Origin of the sequence: Novosphingobium sp. PhB165, assembly GCF_004341845.1 — a bacterium.
In the GTDB taxonomy this organism is placed as follows: Bacteria; Pseudomonadota; Alphaproteobacteria; order Sphingomonadales; family Sphingomonadaceae; genus Novosphingobium.
On sequence record NZ_SLVB01000005.1, the window covers coordinates 515,495 to 535,326 of the forward strand.

General features: G+C 66.7%; 11 protein-coding genes. 6 read left to right on the forward strand and 5 right to left on the reverse strand.

The annotated features are described in order from the left end of the window. Positions 1-4: 4 nt before the first annotated feature. From EDF56_RS16780 to EDF56_RS16795, 4 genes are all read left to right on the forward strand, one after another. A complete protein-coding gene (locus tag EDF56_RS16780; protein ID WP_243652653.1) occupies positions 5-2,248 on the forward strand; it encodes a TonB-dependent receptor in 2,244 nt (747 codons plus the stop codon). A gap of 55 nt (positions 2,249-2,303) precedes the next feature. Next, positions 2,304-3,257: an alpha/beta hydrolase gene (locus EDF56_RS16785; protein WP_132389430.1), complete on the forward strand. Its 954-nt coding sequence runs from the start codon at positions 2,304-2,306 to the stop codon at positions 3,255-3,257. 48 nt (positions 3,258-3,305) lie between these two features. Continuing rightward, positions 3,306-4,934, forward strand: coding sequence for an NAD(P)/FAD-dependent oxidoreductase (locus EDF56_RS16790; protein ID WP_132389432.1), 1,629 nt, complete (start codon positions 3,306-3,308; stop codon positions 4,932-4,934). 175 nt (positions 4,935-5,109) lie between these two features. Beyond that, entirely contained in the window at positions 5,110-6,312 is a 1,203-nt protein-coding gene (locus tag EDF56_RS16795) for an NAD(P)/FAD-dependent oxidoreductase (RefSeq protein WP_132389434.1), read from the forward strand. Between the two features lie 352 nt (positions 6,313-6,664). Here EDF56_RS16795 and msrA read toward each other — a convergent pair whose 3' ends face one another. The 4 genes from msrA to EDF56_RS16815 form a co-directional block, all read right to left on the reverse strand. Further along, positions 6,665-7,339 carry a peptide-methionine (S)-S-oxide reductase MsrA gene (gene msrA, locus EDF56_RS16800; protein WP_132389436.1) on the reverse strand — a complete coding sequence of 225 codons (675 nt, stop codon included), beginning with the start codon at positions 7,337-7,339 and terminating at the stop codon, positions 6,665-6,667. An 81-nt stretch (positions 7,340-7,420) separates the two neighbouring features. Then, entirely contained in the window at positions 7,421-9,241 is a 1,821-nt protein-coding gene (locus EDF56_RS16805) for a hypothetical protein (RefSeq protein WP_132389438.1), read from the reverse strand. Continuing rightward, a complete protein-coding gene (locus EDF56_RS16810) occupies positions 9,238-10,944 on the reverse strand; it encodes a molecular chaperone HscC (protein ID WP_132389440.1) in 1,707 nt (568 codons plus the stop codon). Before EDF56_RS16810 ends, EDF56_RS16805 begins: the two co-directional genes overlap by 4 nt. 226 nt (positions 10,945-11,170) lie before the next feature. Then, the gene (locus EDF56_RS16815; RefSeq protein WP_132389442.1) at positions 11,171-12,241 is read right to left on the reverse strand and encodes a LacI family DNA-binding transcriptional regulator; all 1,071 of its coding nucleotides are present in this window, start codon (positions 12,239-12,241) and stop codon (positions 11,171-11,173) included. A 395-nt stretch (positions 12,242-12,636) separates the two neighbouring features. On the opposite strand from EDF56_RS16815, the gene EDF56_RS16820 reads away from it, so the two are divergent. Both EDF56_RS16820 and EDF56_RS16825 read left to right on the forward strand, forming a co-directional pair. Further along, the gene (locus tag EDF56_RS16820) at positions 12,637-13,518 is read left to right on the forward strand and encodes an ROK family protein (protein ID WP_132389444.1); all 882 of its coding nucleotides are present in this window, start codon (positions 12,637-12,639) and stop codon (positions 13,516-13,518) included. Between the two features lie 313 nt (positions 13,519-13,831). Beyond that, positions 13,832-18,571 (forward strand): NAD-glutamate dehydrogenase domain-containing protein, encoded by a 4,740-nt coding sequence (locus tag EDF56_RS16825; RefSeq protein ID WP_132389446.1) that lies wholly within the window; start codon positions 13,832-13,834, stop codon positions 18,569-18,571. Between the two features lie 149 nt (positions 18,572-18,720). Here EDF56_RS16825 and EDF56_RS16830 read toward each other — a convergent pair whose 3' ends face one another. Continuing rightward, positions 18,721-19,800, reverse strand: coding sequence for an AbrB family transcriptional regulator (locus EDF56_RS16830; protein ID WP_132389448.1), 1,080 nt, complete (start codon positions 19,798-19,800; stop codon positions 18,721-18,723). Positions 19,801-19,832 lie beyond the last annotated feature (32 nt).

Sequence of the window (19,832 nt, forward strand, 5' to 3'; positions counted from 1 at the left end):
CAGTATGTCGAATATCGCTATGTCGAGTGTCGCGAAGATCACCAAAACCGCACGTCTGCACGCCAGCGGGCTTGTCATTGCCGCCGCGCTTTGCGGCTTCTCGGGCCAGGCCATGGCCGATGAGGCTGAGGCGGCAGCAGCACCGGCATCGGCCGCAGCACCGGCTTCGTCCGGCAGCTCTGACGACATCATCGTCCGCGCGCAGCGGGTGAACGCCACGCATGTCGAAAACGGCGGCGGCGCAGGCGTGCTGGGTAACCAGGCGGCGGAGAACGTGCCGTTCAACTTGCGCAGCTTCGACGAGACGCTGATCCTCAACCAGCAGCCGCGCTCGCTGGGTGAAGTGCTCGACAACGATCCCACCGTCCGCACGACGTACGGTTACGGCAATGCCGCCGAAACCTTCGTGATCCGCGGCTTCGAACTGTTCGGCGATGATATCGGCCTCAATGGCCTTTACGGCATTACGCCGCGCCAGCTGATCGCGCCCGAACTGTTCGAGAGCGTGCAGGTGCTGAACGGCGCCTCGGCCTTCCTCAACGGCGCGGCGCCGGGCGGCTCGGGCGTTGGCGGCAGCGTCAATCTGCTGCTGAAGCGCGCGGGCAACGATCCGCTCACGCGCGTGACGGCAGGCTTCACTTCGGATTCCCACTGGCTGGGCAGCTTCGACGTGGCCCGCCGTTCGGCCGACGGTCGCTGGGGCGTGCGCGTCAACGGCAGCTATCAGGACGGCAATCTCGGCATCAAGGGTGAGGACCGCCGTACCCGCGTGCTCGGGGCCGGTATCGACTATAGCGGTGACAAGCTGCGCGTTTCGCTCGACCTGGCCTACCAGCAGGTCCGCGTGGACAACCTGCGCCCGAAAGTGACGATCTTTTCCACCACCCTGCCGCGCGTGCCCAAGGCCGATGCCAATTACGCGCAAGACTATACCTACTCCAAGCTGCGCGACATCTTCGGCATGCTCAATGTCGAGTATGATCTGGCCGACAACGTGCTGCTCTATGCCAAGGCCGGCGCGCGCGACGGTTCGGAGCGGGGCATCTATGGCGGCATCTCGGTCAACGACGCGGTGACCGGCGACGGCTACGTTACCGCGCTCTACGTGCCGCGCACCGACAACAACGAAGCTCTTGAGTTCGGTACGCGCATCAAGCTGGGCAGCGAGATCACGCAAGAATTCAACATCGGCGGCTCGCTCAACTGGCAGGTCAACCGCAACGCCTTCGACTTCCGCTATGGCACCGATTTCAACGGCGTTCCCAATAACTTCTACAATCCGGTCCAGATCGACCTGCCCGCGTCGGTATTCGTCGGCGGCAACCTTGACGATCCGTTCCCGATCACGCGCAACAAGCTGTGGAGCGTCTTCGCATCCGATACGATCGGCTTCTGGAACGATCACATCCTGCTGACCGCCGGTCTGCGCCTGCAATCGATCGAGACCAAGAGCTACAATGCCTACAATGGCGGCCTGCTCGATTCGGTCTACGAATCCAGTGCGGTGACGCCGGTGATCGGCCTTGTGGTCAAGCCGGTGGACGGGGTTTCGCTCTATGCCAACCGCATCGAGGCGCTTCAGCCCGGCTCGATCGCGCCGCTGGGCACGACCAACCAGAACGAAGTCTTCTCGCCCTACAAGAGCACGCAGTACGAGTTCGGCGGCAAGGCCAAGGTGGGCCCGATGTTCGTGGGTCTGGCGCTTTACCAGATCAAGCTGCCCAACTCCTATGCGATCGACCTCACGCCCGATGACGGCCTGAACCTGTTGACCTTTGGCGTGTTTGGTCTCCAGCGGAACCGCGGCGTGGAATTCACGGTCAATGGCGAGCTTGCGCACGGCCTGCGCCTGATCACCGGTCTTGCCGTCAACGATGCCAAGCAGCTGCGCACCAGCCTTCCCTCGACCGAGGGCAAGGACGCCAAGGGCGTGCCGGACTGGACCGCCAACGCCAACCTCGAATGGGACACGCCGATGCTCCCGGGCCTGACGCTGACCGGCCGTGTGACCTACACCGGCAAGCAGTGGGTCGATGCGGCCAACACCATCCGCCTGCCGGACTGGGCGGTGTTCAACCTTGGTGCCCGCTACGTTCTGGCCGCCGGTGACGTGCCTGTCACTGTGCGCTTCAACGTCGATAACGTGGCCAACAAGCGCTACTGGGCCTCGGCCTTCGATACGTTCGCGACCTCGATCCTTCAGGGCCAGCCGCGCACGTTCAAGGTCTCGCTCTCGGCTGACTTCTGACACACTTCGCGGCCCGGCGATTCCCTCGCGCCGGGCCGCGATCTATTCTCAGATCATGATTACGATCCCCGAAAGCCAGAACGACAACGACGATGTCGATCCCGAAATCCGCGCCTGGCTGGATCGGATGTTCGCCGCCTCCGCCGCGCTGGGATCGCGGCCCGGCCTTTCCGCGCCCGAGCGGCGCGCGATTGCCGAGCGTCAGCGCGCGCCATGGACGCGCGGCGGCCCGGCGATGCATTCCAGCGAAGATCTCGCGGTAGGCCCCTCCGGCACACGGATCCGCATCCATCGGCCCTCCGACAGGCCTGATCTGCCCGTCCTTGTCTATCTCCATGGCGGCGGCTGGACGCTGTTCAGCATCGACACGCATGACCGCCTGATGCGCGAATATGCGGGCCGCAGCGGCTGCGCGGTACTCGGCATCGACTATCCGCTCGCGCCCGAGCATCCGTTCCCGGCCGCGATCCATGCCATCGGTGACGTGCTCGACTGGCTGGACGGCGAAGGCGCCACGCACGGACTGGACCCATCGCGTCAGGTCATCGGCGGAGACAGCGCCGGAGCCAATCTGGCGGTAGCGGCAACGCTCGTCCGGCGTGGGCAGGGCAAGGCGCTACCGCGCGGCCTGCTGCTCAATTATGGCGCCTGGGACGGCAGCTGGACCGAAAGCTACACCCGCTACGGCGACGGGGACCGCTACATGCTCACCGGCCCCGAAATGGACGAGTTCTGGGCGACCTATCTCGGGCCGGACCCCATCTCCGATCCGCTGGCGCGCCCCTTGCTGGCGGACCTTTCCGGCCTGCCGCCGGCATGGCTCTGCGTGGCCGAATGCGACGTGCTGCTGGACGAGAACCGGGCGATGGCCGCGCGCCTGCCGCAGGCGGAACTGCGCGTCTATCCCGGCGCCACGCACAGCTTCCTTGAGGCGATGGCCGTAGCCAAGCTGGCGGACCGCGCGATTGCCGAGGCTTCGCAGTGGCTTGCAGGCCTCCTCTCGGAATAGCCCGCAAAGCCGTGGCGCCCGGCAGCGATCGGGTATAAGGGCGCGCGGATGATCCGCCTTTCCGACCTTACCTTGCCGCTGGACCACGCTCCGGCCGACCTTGAGGCTGCCGTTTGCACGCGCCTCGGTATCACGCCTGCCGATCTCGAACGCATGACCGTGGTGCGCCGGGGCAACGATGCGCGCCGCAAGAGCGCGATCAAGCTTGTCTACACGCTCGATCTCGTGGTGAAGGACGAGGCCGCGCTGCTCGCCCGCTTCCACGACGACCAGCACGTGCGGCCCACGCCCGACACCAGCTACAAGTTCGTCACCCACGCGCCGGAGGGTTGGTCCGGCCAGCGCCCGGTGGTGATCGGCACCGGCCCTTGTGGGCTGCTCGCCGCGCTTATCCTGGCGCAGATGGGCTTCAAGCCGATCATCGTCGAACGCGGCAAAGCCGTGCGCGAACGTACCAAGGACACCTGGGGCCTCTGGCGCCGCTCGGTGCTCGACCCCGAAAGCAACGTGCAGTTCGGCGAGGGCGGGGCTGGCACGTTCTCCGATGGCAAGCTCTACAGCCGCATCAAGGACCCGCGCCATTTCGGCCGCAAGGTGCTGACCGAATTCGTCAAGGCCGGCGCGCCGGACGACATCCTCACCGAAGCGCACCCGCACATCGGCACGTTCCGCCTCGTCACCATGGTGATGTCGATGCGCGAGACGATCGAGCAACTCGGCGGCGAATACCGCTTCGGCACCCGCGTCGACGATTTCGAGATCGCCGAGGATACCGACGGCACCCGCCGCATCACCGGCCTGCACCTTTCGAACGGAGAGTTCCTGCCCGCCAGCCATGTCATCATGGCGGTGGGCCACTCGGCGCGCGACACCTTCGAGGTGCTGCACAATCGCGGCGTCTACATGGAGGCCAAGCCCTTCGCCATCGGCGTGCGTATCGAGCATCCGCAAAGCTGGATCGACACTGCGCGCTATGGCGACAACGCGGGCAACAAGATCCTCGGCGCGGCGGCTTATTCGATCGCGCATAAGGCCTCCAACGGCCGTACGGTCTACAGCTTCTGCATGTGCCCCGGCGGCCGGGTGGTGGCGGCGGCCAGCGAGGAAGGCCGCGTCGTCACCAACGGCATGAGCCAGTATTCGCGCGCCGAATTCAACGCCAACTCGGGCCTCGTCGTCGATATCGATCCGGACAAGGACTACCCCGGCGACCCGCTGGCGGGCGTGGCCTTCCAGCGCAAGTTCGAGGAACTGGCCTTCAAGGCGGGCGGCTCGAACTACAAGGCGCCGGGCCAGAAGCTGGGCGATTTCCTGGCGGACAGGCCCTCCACCGAATTCGGCGAAGTGACCCCCAGCTACCAGCCGGGCGTCCACCTGACCGAACTCAAGCAGTGCCTGCCCGATTTCGTGGTCGACGCAATCCGCGAGGCGCTGCCGGTGTTCGGCCGTCAGGTGCCGGGCTACGACCATCCCGACGTGGTGATGACCGGGGTGGAGACGCGCACCTCTTCGCCCGTGCGCATCACGCGCGGCAAGGATCTGCAAAGCCTCAACACGCGCGGCCTCTACCCGGCGGGCGAGGGCGCGGGCTATGCCGGCGGCATTCTCTCGGCGGCGGTCGACGGCATTCGCGTGGCGGAAGCGCTGGCGCTGGAACTGGCGCCGGTCTCGCAGTGATGTTTCCAAATATTCGGCATGAGCGGGGGATTGCGCCCCGCGTCCTTCACATTGCACGCCCTGAGCTTGCCGGTTCGGACGTGGCGGGGATGCTTCGACAAGCTCAGCATGAGCGGGGAATTGTGCCCTGCATCGTACACGCCGCTCGTCCTGAGCTTGTCGAAGGACGGATGCCTTGAGCGACGCTTACGACGCCATCGTCCTCGGCGCCGGTGCCGCAGGACTGTTCTGCGCCGCCACCGCCGGACAGCGCGGCAAGCGCGTGCTGCTGCTCGACCACGCCGACCAGCCGGGCAAGAAGATCCTGATCTCCGGCGGCGGACGCTGCAACTTCACCAACGTCGATACCGCGCCCGATCGCTACCTTTCCGGCAATCCGCACTTCGCCAAGTCGGCGCTGAGCCGCTACACCGCCGCCGATTTCCTCGCGCTGGTGGAATCCTACGACATCGCCTGGCACGAAAAGACCCTGGGCCAGCTGTTCTGCGACGGATCGGCCAAGCAGATCGTGGCGATGCTGCTGGATGAATGCGCCAAGGGCGGCGTCACGCTGAACTGCGGCGATGCGCTGGGCGAGATCGACCACGCCGACGGCCTCTACCGCGTCGCCTACGGCAACCGCATCGCCACGGCTCCCGCGCTGGTGATCGCCACCGGCGGGCCGTCTATCCCGAAAATGGGCGCGACCAGCTTCGCCTACGACCTTGCGCGCAAGTTCGGCCTCAAGATCGTGCAGCCGCGCCCGGCGCTGGTGCCGCTGACACTGCCGGGCGACGAGGCGCTGTTCCGCGACCTTTCGGGCGTGTCGACCGAAGTGATTACCCGCATAGAGGGCAAGGCCGGCGGCAAGGCGGCTTTCCGCGAGGCGGCGCTGTTTACCCATCGCGGGCTGTCCGGCCCGGCGATCCTCCAGATTTCCAGCTACTGGCAGCGCGGGCAGACGGTAACGACGCAGTTCCTGCCTGATCGCGCCGAAGGCTGGCTCAAGGACGCCAAGCGTGAGCGCCCGCGCACCACTTTGCGCAAGGTTCTGGGCGAGGGCCTGCCCGAACGTCTGGCTGAAGTGCTGTGCGAAAGGCTGGGACTGTCCGGAGAACTCGGCATGATGTCCGACAAGGCGCTTTCGGCGGCGGAGACGAAGCTGGCGCGCTGGCCGTTCGTGCCCGACGGTTCGGAAGGCTTCGCCAAGGCCGAAGTGACGGCGGGCGGCATCGACACCGGGGCGCTTTCGTCCAAGACCATGGAGGCGCGCAAGATGCCGGGTCTCTATGCCATCGGCGAGGCGGTCGATGTGACCGGCTGGCTGGGCGGCTACAACTTCCAATGGGCCTGGGCGAGCGCGCGGGCGGCGGGACTGGCGATTTCGGCTGAGGTGTAATTGGGGCTGGCCGGGGCGGGGCCGGTAAAAAAACACGCGTCATCCTGAACTTGTTTCAGGATCCATCTTGCCGTCTACGCTGTGCTTCGATCAGCAACTTGTAATCGCCGCGCTCTTCGCGCTGCCGTCCGAGGCAGACCGCCAAATGGATCCTGAAACAAGTTCAGGATGACGCGGAGCGGGATGAGGTCTCGTGTCTGCCACCGGGCGCACTCGGCTCAACCTAACTCCCTCAATCCCGCTTAGGCTGAGCCTGTCGAAGCCCCCGGCGGCGTGGCGCGAGGCTTCCATCCTTCGACAAGCTCAGGATGAGCGGGGTGAGTGAAACCAAAGATTCGCCCGAAAACCCGCGCTAACCCACATAAAACTGCGGAAACCGCGTTTTCAAAGCCGCCACTTTGGGCGCATCCCAGCGCTGGATATAGCCGTTGCCGGGATTGCGGCGCATGAAGTCCTGATGCCAGGATTCGGCGGGAAAGAAGGTCCCGTTCTCGATCTTCGTCGCGATCGGCTTGTCGAAGCTATGGGCCTTGCCAAGCGCGGCAATATAGGCGGCGGCGAGTTGGCGCTGGGCGTCGTTTTGCGGGAAGATCGCCGAGCGGTAGCTGGGACCGCGATCGGGGTATTGGCCGTTTACTTGCGTGGGATCGTGCGCCACGCCGAAATAGACCTGCAAGAGTTGGCCGTAGGTGACTTTGGCCGGGTCGTAGACGATCCGCACTGCCTCGGCATGGCCGGTGGTTTCGGAGGAAACCGCATCGTAATTGGCCTTGGCGCGGTCTCCGCCGGCATAGCCCGAAGTCACCGAGACGACCCCGCGCACGTGCTCGAAAACGCCTTCCATGCCCCAGAAGCACCCGCCCGCAAGCACGGCCACCTGCCGGCCCGTGGGCTTGACGGCTTCCGGCGGCGGCGCGGGTAGGGCGGCGGCTTGCGCGGACTCGGAGCGCGGCAGCGTCAGGGTAAGCGCGGTTCCGGCAATTCCGGCCGCGACCATGATGGCCAGGGGGACAGGACGGATCGGCATCGCGGCAACTCCCGTGTCACTCGTTGTCGGGAGTTCGTCGCGGGCCGCCCAGCGGTTACATAAGTGCGGTTACATAAATTTTCAGAGCGTCATCAGGATGTCCCGGCGATTGCTGCCGGTCCAGTCCAGCGTGGCTTCGAGCAGAGCAATCGTCACGGCGCAGCGGTGGGCATCGCTGCCCTTGCCGTTGAGCGCGGCGATCACGTCGTTCTGGCCCAGTTTCGTTGACTTGAGGATCTTGCCGATCAGCTCACCCGGAATCATCGCGCTGTGCTGTCCGTCCGGCTTGGGCATGCCGAGCGCGTGCTGCTCAACCAGACGCGCGGCGAAGGCCCGCTCCTTCGCGCGCTGCTCGGGCGAAAGCGGCAGGGCGCCGTCCAGCCAGCCGGAATCGCTCATTTGCCTGCAGGCGTGAGCGCTCTGCTCGCGGGCGGCCTGCAACTGGACGAGGCGCAGCTGCATTGCCGTTTCGAACAGCTCGCCTGAAAGTTTGCGGCCGTTGAGGTAGCTGCGCATCCGCACGAGGGTCACGGCCTTGTCGATCATCGCGCCGCGATCGGTGCCCGCGTGCACGCCCATCAGCGTGTTGGAGGTGAGTGTCTGGGCCAGATCGGGCTGGTTCTTCCACAGCCAGCTGGCATCGCGGCCTTGCCCGAATGCCTCGACGACCGAGGCCTGGACCACGTCAGAGACTTCGCCGCTCTGCGGTGCCTGCATCTCGCTGGCGGGGGCATCATGAGTCGGATGCGGGGACGGGTTGGAGCTGTCGGCGATGGCGACGACGATGGCGAAGGCCAGGATGCCCAGCAGCACCAGCAGCCCCGTCAGCAAACGATTGCCGCTCTCCCACGAGGCGACGCGTTCGGGCGCGAAGTGCGATTCCAGTTCCGGGAAATGCTTGCGCACGCCGCGCAGCAGGGCATCGACATCGCTTTGCGCCGGGCCGCCCAACATGCGGAAGGGGCCTGCCTTGCCGGGCTTTACAAGCTCGTTCCACGCCTTGTGGAAGCGGTGGTCGGGCTGGAGCACGTTCTGCTGGAAACGATAGCCGCGCAGGCGCGCGCCAAGGAACTGGACCGCCGGGCGCGCATCGTGGGCGCTCCATTCGCGTTCCCAACCGAAGGCCTGATTGGCATCTTCCAGCAATGGCGCGGAGCGCGGCCAGCCGCGTGCGAGGATCTCGGCCAGCCAGTCCTCGATCTGCTGCTGGCGCGAGACGTGCGCCTGCGTCGCTTCGTCAAGGATCGCACGCAGAGCACGGGTCGCCTGCCGGGTTTCGGTTTCGGACAGCGGCTCGCCGGAATTGTCCCGCTCGGGATCGAGCAGGATGGTCAGCCGCTCGGCCGGGGTTTCGCCGGGGCGCAGGCCAAGGGCGTCGTCGCCGACGAAGCTGCCCGAGAGCAGCGGGGCCGTGAAGGGGTCGATGGTGGTCAGCGGAATGCCCGCGCCGGTGACACCGCCTTGCTCGGTATCGCGCGCGGCGGCCGCGGCCCAGGCCATGCGTTCGAGCATGGTCGAAGCGTCAAGCTCACCGGGCTTGGTCGACAGCGATTGGGTGGCGAGAGGACGGGCGGCGGGGTCGGCGAACTCATCCCATGCGCCGGGCAGCGCGGGCGCGGCGAAGGTCCAGCGCGGGGGGGCAGGTTCGGGACGCTCGGTGGCGTTCGGGACATCCTCGGTGCCGTTCGGAACATCGCTGTCCGGCGTCTCACCCATGACACGGGCAAGGCGCAAGGCAAGGTCGCGGGCCTGCCGCAACTGGGCATAGCCGGACACGTCGTTATCGACATCCATGGCCTTGAGCCGCTCGGCATAGGCCTTGCGGATGACAGAGGCCTCTGCGGTAGGCTCGATGCCCAGCAGCGACCAGGGATGGCGGCCCTGCGATGACGCGTCGCTCATAACGGACCCACGCTTTCGATCTCGTCGAGCCGGGTCGCCAGCATGGTACGGGCGTCGGTGATCCGGCGCGGATCCTGACTGTCGAGCGCGCCGGCGAACTGGGTGATCCAGTGGCCGATCATCTGGCGGAGGTCGCCGATATGGTCCTCATAGCAGCGCTCGGCGCGGGCCATCAGCGCGACGTGGAGCGCCTCCTCGCGCGGATGGTGCTTGAGCCGGGCCAGCGCGGCGCGGCGCTGGTCCAGCTCCTTGCGGTCCGGCCGATCTTCCTCGTCGACGATCACGAGATTGCGTGAAGCGCCGTTCTCGGGAACGTGGACGTCGATCTCCAGCAGGCCCGAACTGTCGTAGGAAAAGCGCACCTCCACCGAGATTTCGCCCGCCGCGCGGGGCGGTACCGGCACCGTCATGTCGCCCAGCTTGACGTTGCCGCGCACTTCGCGGGCCTCACCCTGATAGATTCCGAATTCCAGCTTCTTCTGGTTGTCGGACAGCGTTGAATAGGTGTTCACGCGGGAGACCGGAACGGCCGTGTTGCGCTCGATGATCGGCGAGAACAGACCGCGCTGGAGCCCGCCGTAACCGTCACGCTCGGCCACTTCGATGCCCAGCGTGAAAGGGCAGACATCGGTGATGCGGATCTCGTCCAGCGCGGCATCGCGACCGGCGAGCCCGGCCTGAATCGCGGCGCCGAGCGCCACCGCATGGTCGGGATGGACCGAGGAATTAGGGAAGCGACCGAACAGCCGCGTGATCGCGCGGCGCACCACCGGCATGCGCGTGGCGCCGCCCACCAGCACCACGTCGGAAAGCTCGGCGGCATCGATGGCGCAATCCCGCAGGGCCCGCACTACAGGTTCGCGCAAGCGCCGCAGCAGCGGTTCGCAAGCGGCTTCGAATTCGGTTTCGGAGACGGTCGCGGCCAGGCGTGTCTCGTCGATCACCACGGCGAATTCGGCTTCCGAAGCAGCGGAAAGCGCGCGGCGGCAGGTTTCGGCGGCGCGCTTCAGCAGGGCTTCGCGGCGCTCGGCGGGGAGGGCGGAGAGCTTCCCCTCGGGATCGATCCGGGGCGACATCAGGGCGGCCAGCGCATCGTCGAAATCGTCGCCGCCCAGCCGGTTATCGCCTGCCGAGGCGCGGACTTCGACGATGCCCTCGAACATCTCCACGACCGAGACGTCGAAAGTGCCGCCGCCCAGATCGAACACCAGGAAAGCCTCGCGATCGCCCTTGTCCTGCAAGCCGAACGCGAGCGCGGCGGCGGTGGGTTCGTTGATCAGGCGGCGCACTGAGAGGCCCGCCAGTTCGCCCGCGCGGCGCGTGGCCTTGCGCTGCCGGTCGTTGAAGTACGCGGGGACCGTGATGACCGCCTCGGTCGGCCTCTCGCCGGTCAGTGCCTCGACATCCTTGACCAGCGCTTCCAGTACCAGCGCCGAGAGGTCCTCGGCCCCGTATTCCTTGCCGCCGAGCTTGGCATTGGCGGCCGTGCCCATGCGGCGTTTGAAGCTGGTGGCGGTATCTTCCGGATGAGTCGCCAGACGGTCGAGCGCGGCGCGGCCGATCCAGACGCGACCGTCGCGCGCGATGCTGACCGCCGAGGGTGTGAGCAGATCGCCCAGCGCATTGGGCACGAGTCCAGCCGCGCCGTCCCGCCAGATCGCCACTGCACTGTTGGTCGTCCCGAGATCGATGCCGATCAGCATTGTGCCTCGCCGCCAAGGTCCCGAGTCACGCCCGTCCTTCCCCCGTATTCATTCGTCAAAAACGCATCTGTTCGTCGAAAGCGGCCGCCAAGCCGCACCCGGCATCGCCGGCCTTCGAAGCGGTGCTTAACGGCAAGGAAGGATGATCGAAAGCGCGAAGTGGCGTGATGTGCGGATCCGTTCGGGCATGGATCCTTTTGGCCACGGATGCCTTGTGGCAGGTCCCTTAATCCAATGTACTGGTCAACGTGCTGGCGCGGCGGACAAGCGCGGGCGCCATGACGAGGCCGGGCGCATTCTCGCCCTCTATCCGGGCCTTCAGCCGTTCGACCATGGCGCGGGCACCGGCCGCGATTTCCTGTCGGATCGTGGTCAGCGGCGGCATCGTCTGCGCGGCGAGCGGCAGGTTGTCGTAGCCGATCACCTGCATGTCGCCCGGAACCGCGCGGCCGATTTCGTGAAGCGCGCGCAGAGCCGACATGGCAACGAGGTCGGTAGCGGCAACGATTCCGTCGACCGCCATGTCCATTTCCGCCAGAACGCTCCGGATCTGCGAGCCCATGTCCTCTCCCGCCAGCCCGGCGGAAAGGTGCGAGAGCGGGATACCGGCAGCCTCGGCCTCGGCGGCGGCGCCGCGAAAGCGCATGGCGATCTCCATCCCGGATGTGTCGCCGAGGAACACGAGCCTGCGCGCGCCGGCGTCGATCAGGTGGCGCGCGGCCATCCGGCCTCCCGCCTCGTTATCGGTGCCGACCACACAGTGCGTCTGGCCGGGACGCTGGTGGCCCCACACCACCAGCGGACGGTAGTTCGCGGCAACCTGCTCGATCACGGCGAACTGGTCGGACTGGCCGATCACGATAACGCCATCGACCATGCCGGAGCTTGTCATGCGTTCCAGCCAGTCGCTTGTCCCGTCGGGGATCGCGCGGCTGAGCATGAGGTCATAGCCGCCTTCGGTCAGCTCGTCGGCCAGATAGCCGAGCAGGGTGAGGAAGAAGGGGTCGGAAACATGTTGCCGTTTCTCATGGCCGAGCGGGATGACCACGCCGATCACCCCGGTACGCCGCGAGCGGAGGCGGCTGGCCATCTGGTTGGGCCGGAAACCATGTTGACGGGCAATGGCGCGGATGCGCTCGCGCGTCTCGGCGTTAACCAAAGATTTGCCGGCCAGCGCGCGTGAGACGGTGCCTGCGGAGACTCCGGCAAGGCGCGCGATATCGGCGAGCGTGCGTACTTCGCCCGCCGCAATTCCGGCTTCCGCCCGTAGCTTTTCGTGGTTGCGTTTTCCGGTCATGGCCCCCCCGTCCGTCGTCGCGGCATTAACAGTATGAAACGCCACGCGGAAGCGGCTTGTGGGGAACTGCGGCCCGGCGATCCGGGGTGTCTTCCGGCAGATTTGTGGCAGGCGGAAACGTCGTCCCGGCCCCTGACGAAGGCCCGGATCCGGCCCTGTTCAGGGCATTTTGCGAATTGCCGACCGGCCCCGCTCCAGAGGCGAAGGGCGGCGTTGAACTCCAGCGCGGCATCGGCGTTGCGATTAAAATATTGAAAAGCTGCGAGTTAAGTCTTCGGCGGCGCCGATGGAACGAAATCGACATGCCGGCTCCGCAACCCGGCATCGGCACCCGCGCCGTTTCAGGGGGGCACGCACGCTTGCGGCAGGGGCGAGCGAGTGGCAGGGACGCGGGCATGAACAGCATTGCGGGCATCGAACTGGGCGGTACCAAGACCGTGGTCGTGCGCGGACGTCCCGGCGCCATTGCGGCGCGTGAGGAATTCCCGACCACCACGCCGGAGGAAACGCTCTCGCGGGCCATCGCGACGATCCGTGGTTGGCGGGACTCGGCGCCGATGGACGCCATCGGCGTGGCCAGTTTCGGGCCGATCCGTGTTGAACGGACGGCGGCCGATTTCGGGATCATGCTCGATACGCCCAAGCCCGGCTGGGCCGGGGCGGATGTTGCCGGTACGCTGGCGGCGGCGCTGGACCTCCCGCTTGGCCTCGATACCGACGTCAACGCTGCTGCGCTGGCAGAGCACCGCTTCGGCGCGGCGCGCGACTGCCCGACTTCGGCCTATATCACTGTCGGTACGGGCGTTGGCGTCGGCGTGGTGGTGAACGGGGCGGCGGTGCACGGCCTCATGCACCCCGAAGTCGGCCACGTGCGCCTGCGCCGCGCGGCGGGCGACCATTTCGCCGGAGCCTGCCCGTTCCACGGTGACTGCATCGAGGGGTTGCTCAGCGGCCCGGCGCTGGCGGCGCGCTTCGGCCGCCATCCGGCCACGGTGGCGCCCGGCGATCCGGCGTGGGATCCCGTCGCTCGCGACCTTGCGGAACTGCTCGCCATGTTGCTGCTGACACTTTCGGCTCAGCGGATCGTGGTGGGCGGCGGCGTCTCCAACCGGCAGCCGCATCTCCTGCCCGCCGCGATTGCGCGGATGCCGGACCTGCTCGGCGGTTACTTGCGCGACTGCACGCCCGAGGCCCTGACGCGGATCTGCGTTCCGCCGGTACTGGGCGACGATGCCGGGCCGATGGGGGCGCTGGTGGTTGGCGCAGGAAGGCTCTAATCCGCCGAAACCGTATTCAGAGGGCGGCCAAATGCCCCGCAGTGCAAATTATGCAATTTCGTCTCGTTAAACGATTGTTGCGCGTCAACGAAACCTCGTTACAACCCTGAGTCACGTTCACGGGCTCGAGCCGGTCGTCCGTGGCGCGCGATGGTGCATTGCATCGTTGAAATGGCTCGACCTTTCTCCGGAGGAAATTCCGGAAGGAAGGTGGATGCCGGAACTCATGACCGGCCCTATATTGTCGAAGGCAGGCGCTGCGCGCCTCATCGGGCGCAAGCGCTGCAAGCCTTTTGGATTGCGGGAGTGAGTCATGAGCGCAGACGGAGTGAAGGTCGCAGCAAAAGCCCGGTCGGACGAAGGACCGGGGGGAGCGGCGCTTCAAGCGGCGATCGTCTCGCGCATTCGCGACTCGCTGCTGCCTATCGAGGCTGCGGAACAGGATCTGGAATGGATCGACGGCGCCGCAGGCGTCCTTCTGGCCACCGCCGCCCGGCGCAAGCCCGGCACGGCGGTGATCGAACTGGCCTCCACCAGCGACGATCGACGCTATTTACGCATCGCGCTCATCAACGACGACATGCCGTTCCTGGTCGACTCGGTCGCCTCCGCGATTGCCGACGCGGGGCTGGTGATCGACCGTCTTGCCCACCCGGTGGTGCTGGTCGAGCGTGACGAGGAGGGCAGCCTGATCGCGCTGCCCGAGCCCGGAATCGAAGGCTTTTCGCGCGAATCGATGATCTATATCGAGACCGAGCGCGTCGATGCCCGCCAGCGCGGCGAACTCCATCGTCAGCTTGCGGAAACGCTGGAAGACGTGCGCGCTGCGGTCACCGACTGGCCGCAGATGGTGGCGACGATGACCGCCGATTCCGTGCAGGTGAGCGATGCCGAAGGCGCCGAGCTGCTGCGCTGGTTCGCGGGCGGCATGCTGACCCAGCTCGGCCATGTGACGCACCGCCGCGATGGCACCGATTCCGACCTGCTCGGCGTCTGCCGCCGGGGCCAGCCCGACTTGCTGTCCGAAGCCAGCTACCAGCGCGCGTTCGAGGATTTCGACCGCCAGCTTGCCGACAACGACGTGCGCGCGCCGATGGTCATCAAGGCCAACCGCATCGCGACCGTCCACCGCCGCGTGCCGATGGACCTGTTCCTGGTGCCGGTGATCGAGGACGGCAAGGTTTCCGCGCTTTCGGTCCACGCCGGGATCTGGACGAGCGCCTCGCTTGCCGCCACGCCCGACCGGGTGCCGCGCCTACGCACGCTGCTGGCAGGGCTCGGTTCCAAACTCGGGCTCGATCCCAATGGGCACACCGGCAAGGCGCTGGCCCATGCGCTCACCAGCCTGCCGCATGACCTCGTGCTCGGGCTTGCCGAGGATGACGTCGAGCGGCTGGCAACGACGATGGGCGGCCTTGTCGACCGTCCGCGCCCGCGCCTGATCGTCACCAGCGCGCCGCTCTCGCGCCATCTTTTCGCCTTCGTGTGGATCACTCGCGACACGCTTTCCACGCAGATGCGCAAGCGTATCCAGACACTGATCGAAGAGGCCGCACAGGCGCCGACGCTCGATTGGGCGCTGACGGTCGAAGCCGGCAATCTGGTGATGATGCGCTACACGCTCGACATTCGCGACGGCGCGCAGGAACTGGACGAGGCCGCGCTCGACAACCGCCTGCAAGTCATGCTGCGCGGCTGGGGCGAGGCGGTGGAGGCCGCGCTGAGCCAGACGCTGGAACCGGCCCGTGCCGCTGCGATTGCCGCGCGCTATGCCGATGCCTTCCCGCTCGCCTATCGCAGCGACTACGGCCCCGCCGAAGCCGCAATCGACATCGCTCACATGCGCCGCATCGTCATCGGCGAAGCGGCCGAGGGCGAGCGCTTCCAGGGCCACCGCGATGTGCGCCTCTATGCGCATGAGGGCGACGGCGACGGGAATCTCCGGCTCAAGATCTATCAGGCTGAGGGCAGCCTCCAACTCTCCGACGCCGTGCCCGCGCTGGAAAACTTCGGCTTCCGCGTGATCTCGGAAATGCCGACGCCGCTGGAGAAGGGCCGGATCGGCACGATCCACGATTTCACGCTGGCGTTGCCCGCCGGGCGCGAAGCCCATCAGGTGCTGGCGCTCTCGGCGATGATCGAGGATGCGCTGGGCGGCGTGCTCAACGGGCTTGGAGAGGACGATCCGTTCAACCGCCTCGTTCCCTGCCTTGGCCTCTCCAAGCGCGAGGCGAACTGGCTGCGCGCCTGGTATCGCTATCTGCGTCAGGCGGGCTCCAACTTCGGCATTACCACGGTGGTCGATGCCTTGCAGACCGCGCCGCAAGTGACGCTGGGCCTGATCGACCTGTTCCGCGCGATCCACGATCCGGCCTTCGCCGGAGACCGCGCCGTCGCTCGGGCCGCTGCGCAGGACGCCATCCGTGCCGGTCTGGCCGGGGTCAGCGCGATCAACGACGACCGCCTGCTGCGCGCCTATCGCGACCTTGTGAGCGCCATGCTGCGCACCAATGCCTTCGCGCCGGCGGGCCAGTTGGCACTCGCGTTCAAGTTCGATTCCGCCCAGGTGCCCGGCCTGCCCAAGCCGCTGCCGTGGCGCGAGATCTTCGTCTATTCGCGCCGGGTTGAGGGCATCCACTTGCGCGCCGGCCCGGTTGCGCGCGGCGGGTTGCGCTGGTCCGACCGCCGCGACGACTATCGCACCGAAATCCTTGGCCTGATGAAGGCGCAGCGCGTGAAGAACGCGGTGATCGTGCCGACCGGCGCCAAGGGCGGCTTCTATCCCAAGCAGCTTCCCGATCCCGCGCTGGACCGCAACGGCTGGGCGGCCGAGGGGCAGGCGAGCTACGAGATCTTCATCGCCACGCTGCTCTCGATCACCGACAACATCGTCGGCACTTCGGTCGTCCATCCGCACGACGTGGTGATCCTTGACGGCGAGGATCCGTACTTCGTGGTCGCCGCCGACAAGGGCACCGCCAAGTTCTCTGACGTTGCCAACGGCATTGCCGAATCCCACGATTTCTGGCTCGACGATGCTTTCGCCAGCGGCGGTTCGAATGGCTACGACCACAAAGCGATGGGCATCACGGCGAAGGGCGCATGGCTCTCCGTCCAGCGCCACTTCCTAGAAATGGGCGTGGACGTGCAGAGCGATCCAGTGCGCGTGGTCGGCTGCGGGGACATGTCGGGCGACGTGTTCGGCAACGGCATGCTGCTGTCGCAGGCGCTGAAGCTGGTGGCGGCCTTCGACCACCGCCACATCTTCCTCGATCCCGATCCCGATGCGGGCAAGAGCTGGGCCGAGCGCAAGCGCATGTTCGACCTGCCGCATTCGAGCTGGGACGATTACGACAAGGCGCTGATTTCCAAGGGCGGCGGGGTATTCTCGCGCAAGTCCAAGTCGATCCCGCTCACGCCCGAAGTGCGGGCCGTGCTGGGCATCGAAGCCAGCGAGATCGATCCGGACTCGCTGATTTCCGCCATTCTCGGAGCGCCGGTTGACCTGCTGTGGTTCGGCGGCATCGGCACGTATGTGAAGGCGTCAAGCGAGAACAACGTGCAGGTGGGCGATCCCACCAACGATTCGCTGCGTGTCAGTGCAAACGAACTGCGCGTGCGGGTGATCGGCGAGGGCGCCAATCTGGGCGTCACGCAGGCCGCGCGTATTGAGTTCGCCGCGCGTGGCGGGCGTATCAATGCCGACTTCATCGACAATTCGGCGGGCGTCGACTGCTCGGACAACGAGGTCAACATCAAGATCGCGCTTGCCGCCGCCAAGCGCGCCGACAAGCTGACCGAGGAAGGCCGCGTCGAACTGCTGCGCCAGATGACCGACGAGGTTGCCGAACTGGTGCTGGAGGACAACCGCCTTCAGGCTCTGGCGCTTTCGATTGCCGAACGTGGGGGCGCGGCGGCCATTCCGGCACAGGTCCGCTTGATCGAGACGTTGGAAGAGGGCGGCAATCTGGATCGCCGGACCGAAGGCCTTGCCGACAACGAGGCGCTTGCCCGGCGGGCACAGGACGGGCGAGGGTTGACCCGGCCCGAACTGGCCGTGCTGCTCTCCAGCGGCAAGCTGGTCCTGCAGGACGCCATCGAGAAGAGCGACCTTGCCGCCGATCCCAGCCTTCAGCCGTTGCTGCTCGCCTCGTTCCCGCAGCCGATGCAGGCGCGCTTTGCCGGCTGCATCGAGGGCCACCGGCTGGCGCCGCAGATCATTGCCACCAAGCTGGCGAACCGCATCGTCAACCGGCTTGGCATCGTCCATCCCTTCGAACTGGCCGAAGAGGAAGGCGCGGAACTGGCGCAAGTCGCGGCCGCCTTCGCGCTGGCCGTGCAACTGTTCGATCTCGACACGCTGTGGGATTGGCTCGAAAACGCGCCGATGAGCGAGAACGCGCGCCTTGCCCTGTTCGACAAGGCGGCGGGTGCGGTGCGCAGCCACATGGCCGACCTGCTGCGTGCGGGTGCCGGACGCAGCGCGCCTTCCGAAGTGATCGCGCGGATCGGCGGGCAGGTAGCGGCGCTGTCGGTCGATATCGAGGAACTGCTGGGCGAACGCGTGGCGCAGCATTCGCAGAAGTTGCGCCGGGGTCTGCTGGAACTCGGCGCGCCCGAGGAAGAGGCGGCGATGGTCGCCAATCTCTACGACCTTGATGGTGCTGTCGGGATTGCCGATCTCGCGGCGGAAACCGGGCTAGACCCGCGCCGGCTTGTCGGGGCCTTCTCGCGCGTGGGCGCGGGGCTGGGGCTCGACTGGGCGCAGTCGAACGCGGCGACGATGAACCCGTCCGATCCGTGGGAGCGCTTGCTGGTCGCGGGCCTTGCACGGGACTTCCAGCAGATGCGGCTGGACTTCCTCAAGACGCTGGCGCGCACCGAAACCGGCAGGGCCGATCCTGCCGCCGCTGCGGAGGAATGGGGGCGTACGCACACCGCGGCGATCCGCACGTTCCGGGGCATGGTGCACCGCGCGGAGAATACCGTGCCGCTGACCCCGGCAATGCTGGCACAGATCGCCAGTCAGGCGCGTAACCTGTTGGGCAGGTGAGGCGGTAAACTCCTCCCCTGCAAGGGGAGGTGACAGCGCGTAGCGCTGACGGAGGGGTGTCATGCTATCGGCGTGGCTCCTCTCCGTCAGGCATCCTTCGACAAGCTCAGGATGAGCGGGGTGTGGTGTTCTGGCGGAAGCCTGGCCTTTCAATCCTGCGGCGGCGCCACCCGGCGCGCCACGGTGCGCGCAATCGTCGGCCCCAGCAGCAGGATCGCGAACATCCGCATCGTCTGCATGGCCATCACGAAGCCCATGTCCACCGGCGAGTTGGCGGCGATAATGGCAATCGAGTCCATCCCGCCCGGGCTCGTCGCGAGATAGGCGGTGGCGATGCTGACATGGGCGATCCGGGTGAGCAGCAGCCCAAGCAGGAAACACGCCGTCATCATCGCCGCGATCGAGATGATCACGGCGGGAAAGGCCTTGCGAGCGCGGTCCACGGTTTCGCGGGTGAAGCGCATGCCGATGCCCCAGCCGACGATCACATAGGCCGTCGCCAGAAGCAGGCGCGGCAGCTCGAAGCCGGCCATCAGTCCCGACATTTGCAGCACGGTGCCCACGATCATCGGGCCGAGCATGTTGGGCGCGGGCAGGCGCACCAGTCTGCCGCCCACGGCGCCGACTGCCGCCACCGCCAGCGTCATCGCCAGACCGGCAAGATTGACCGGCGCCAGCCAGTCCGGCCGGACATCGGCGGTGTGGCCGCTGCCGGTCGCGAAGACCATTGCCAGCGTCGAGGCGCCGATGGCCACCATCAGCACGCGCAAATAGGTCATGAAGGCGACGAGTCGGTAATCCTCGCCATAATCGCGGGCCATCAGCACCATGGCCGTGGCCAGTCCCGGTGCCGAACCCCAGATCGCCACCGCGCCGGGCAGGATCTTCAGCCGGGCCAGCAGCAGCCCGGTCCCGAAGGCAACGACCAGCGTGGCGACCGAGACAAATACGAAGATCGGCCATTCCCGCAGAACCTGCGGCAGCATGTCCGGCCCCAGCGAGGAGGCGATAAGGCACCCGATCAGCGCCTGAGAGGCACTGAACATGACCGGAGGCGTGGACAGCGGCGAACCGATCAGCGCGAACACGATCGCCACCAGCATCGGCCCCAGCAACTGCCCGGCGGGCAGCCCCATCATCTCCAACACGGCCGCAGCCAGCACGGAAAGCGCGATCAGCAAGGACCAGCGCAGCGGAGCAGGAAAATGCTGGATGTCGATCTGGGGCATCGGTGGCGGGCTCGCGTGGTGTGGATCCGGCT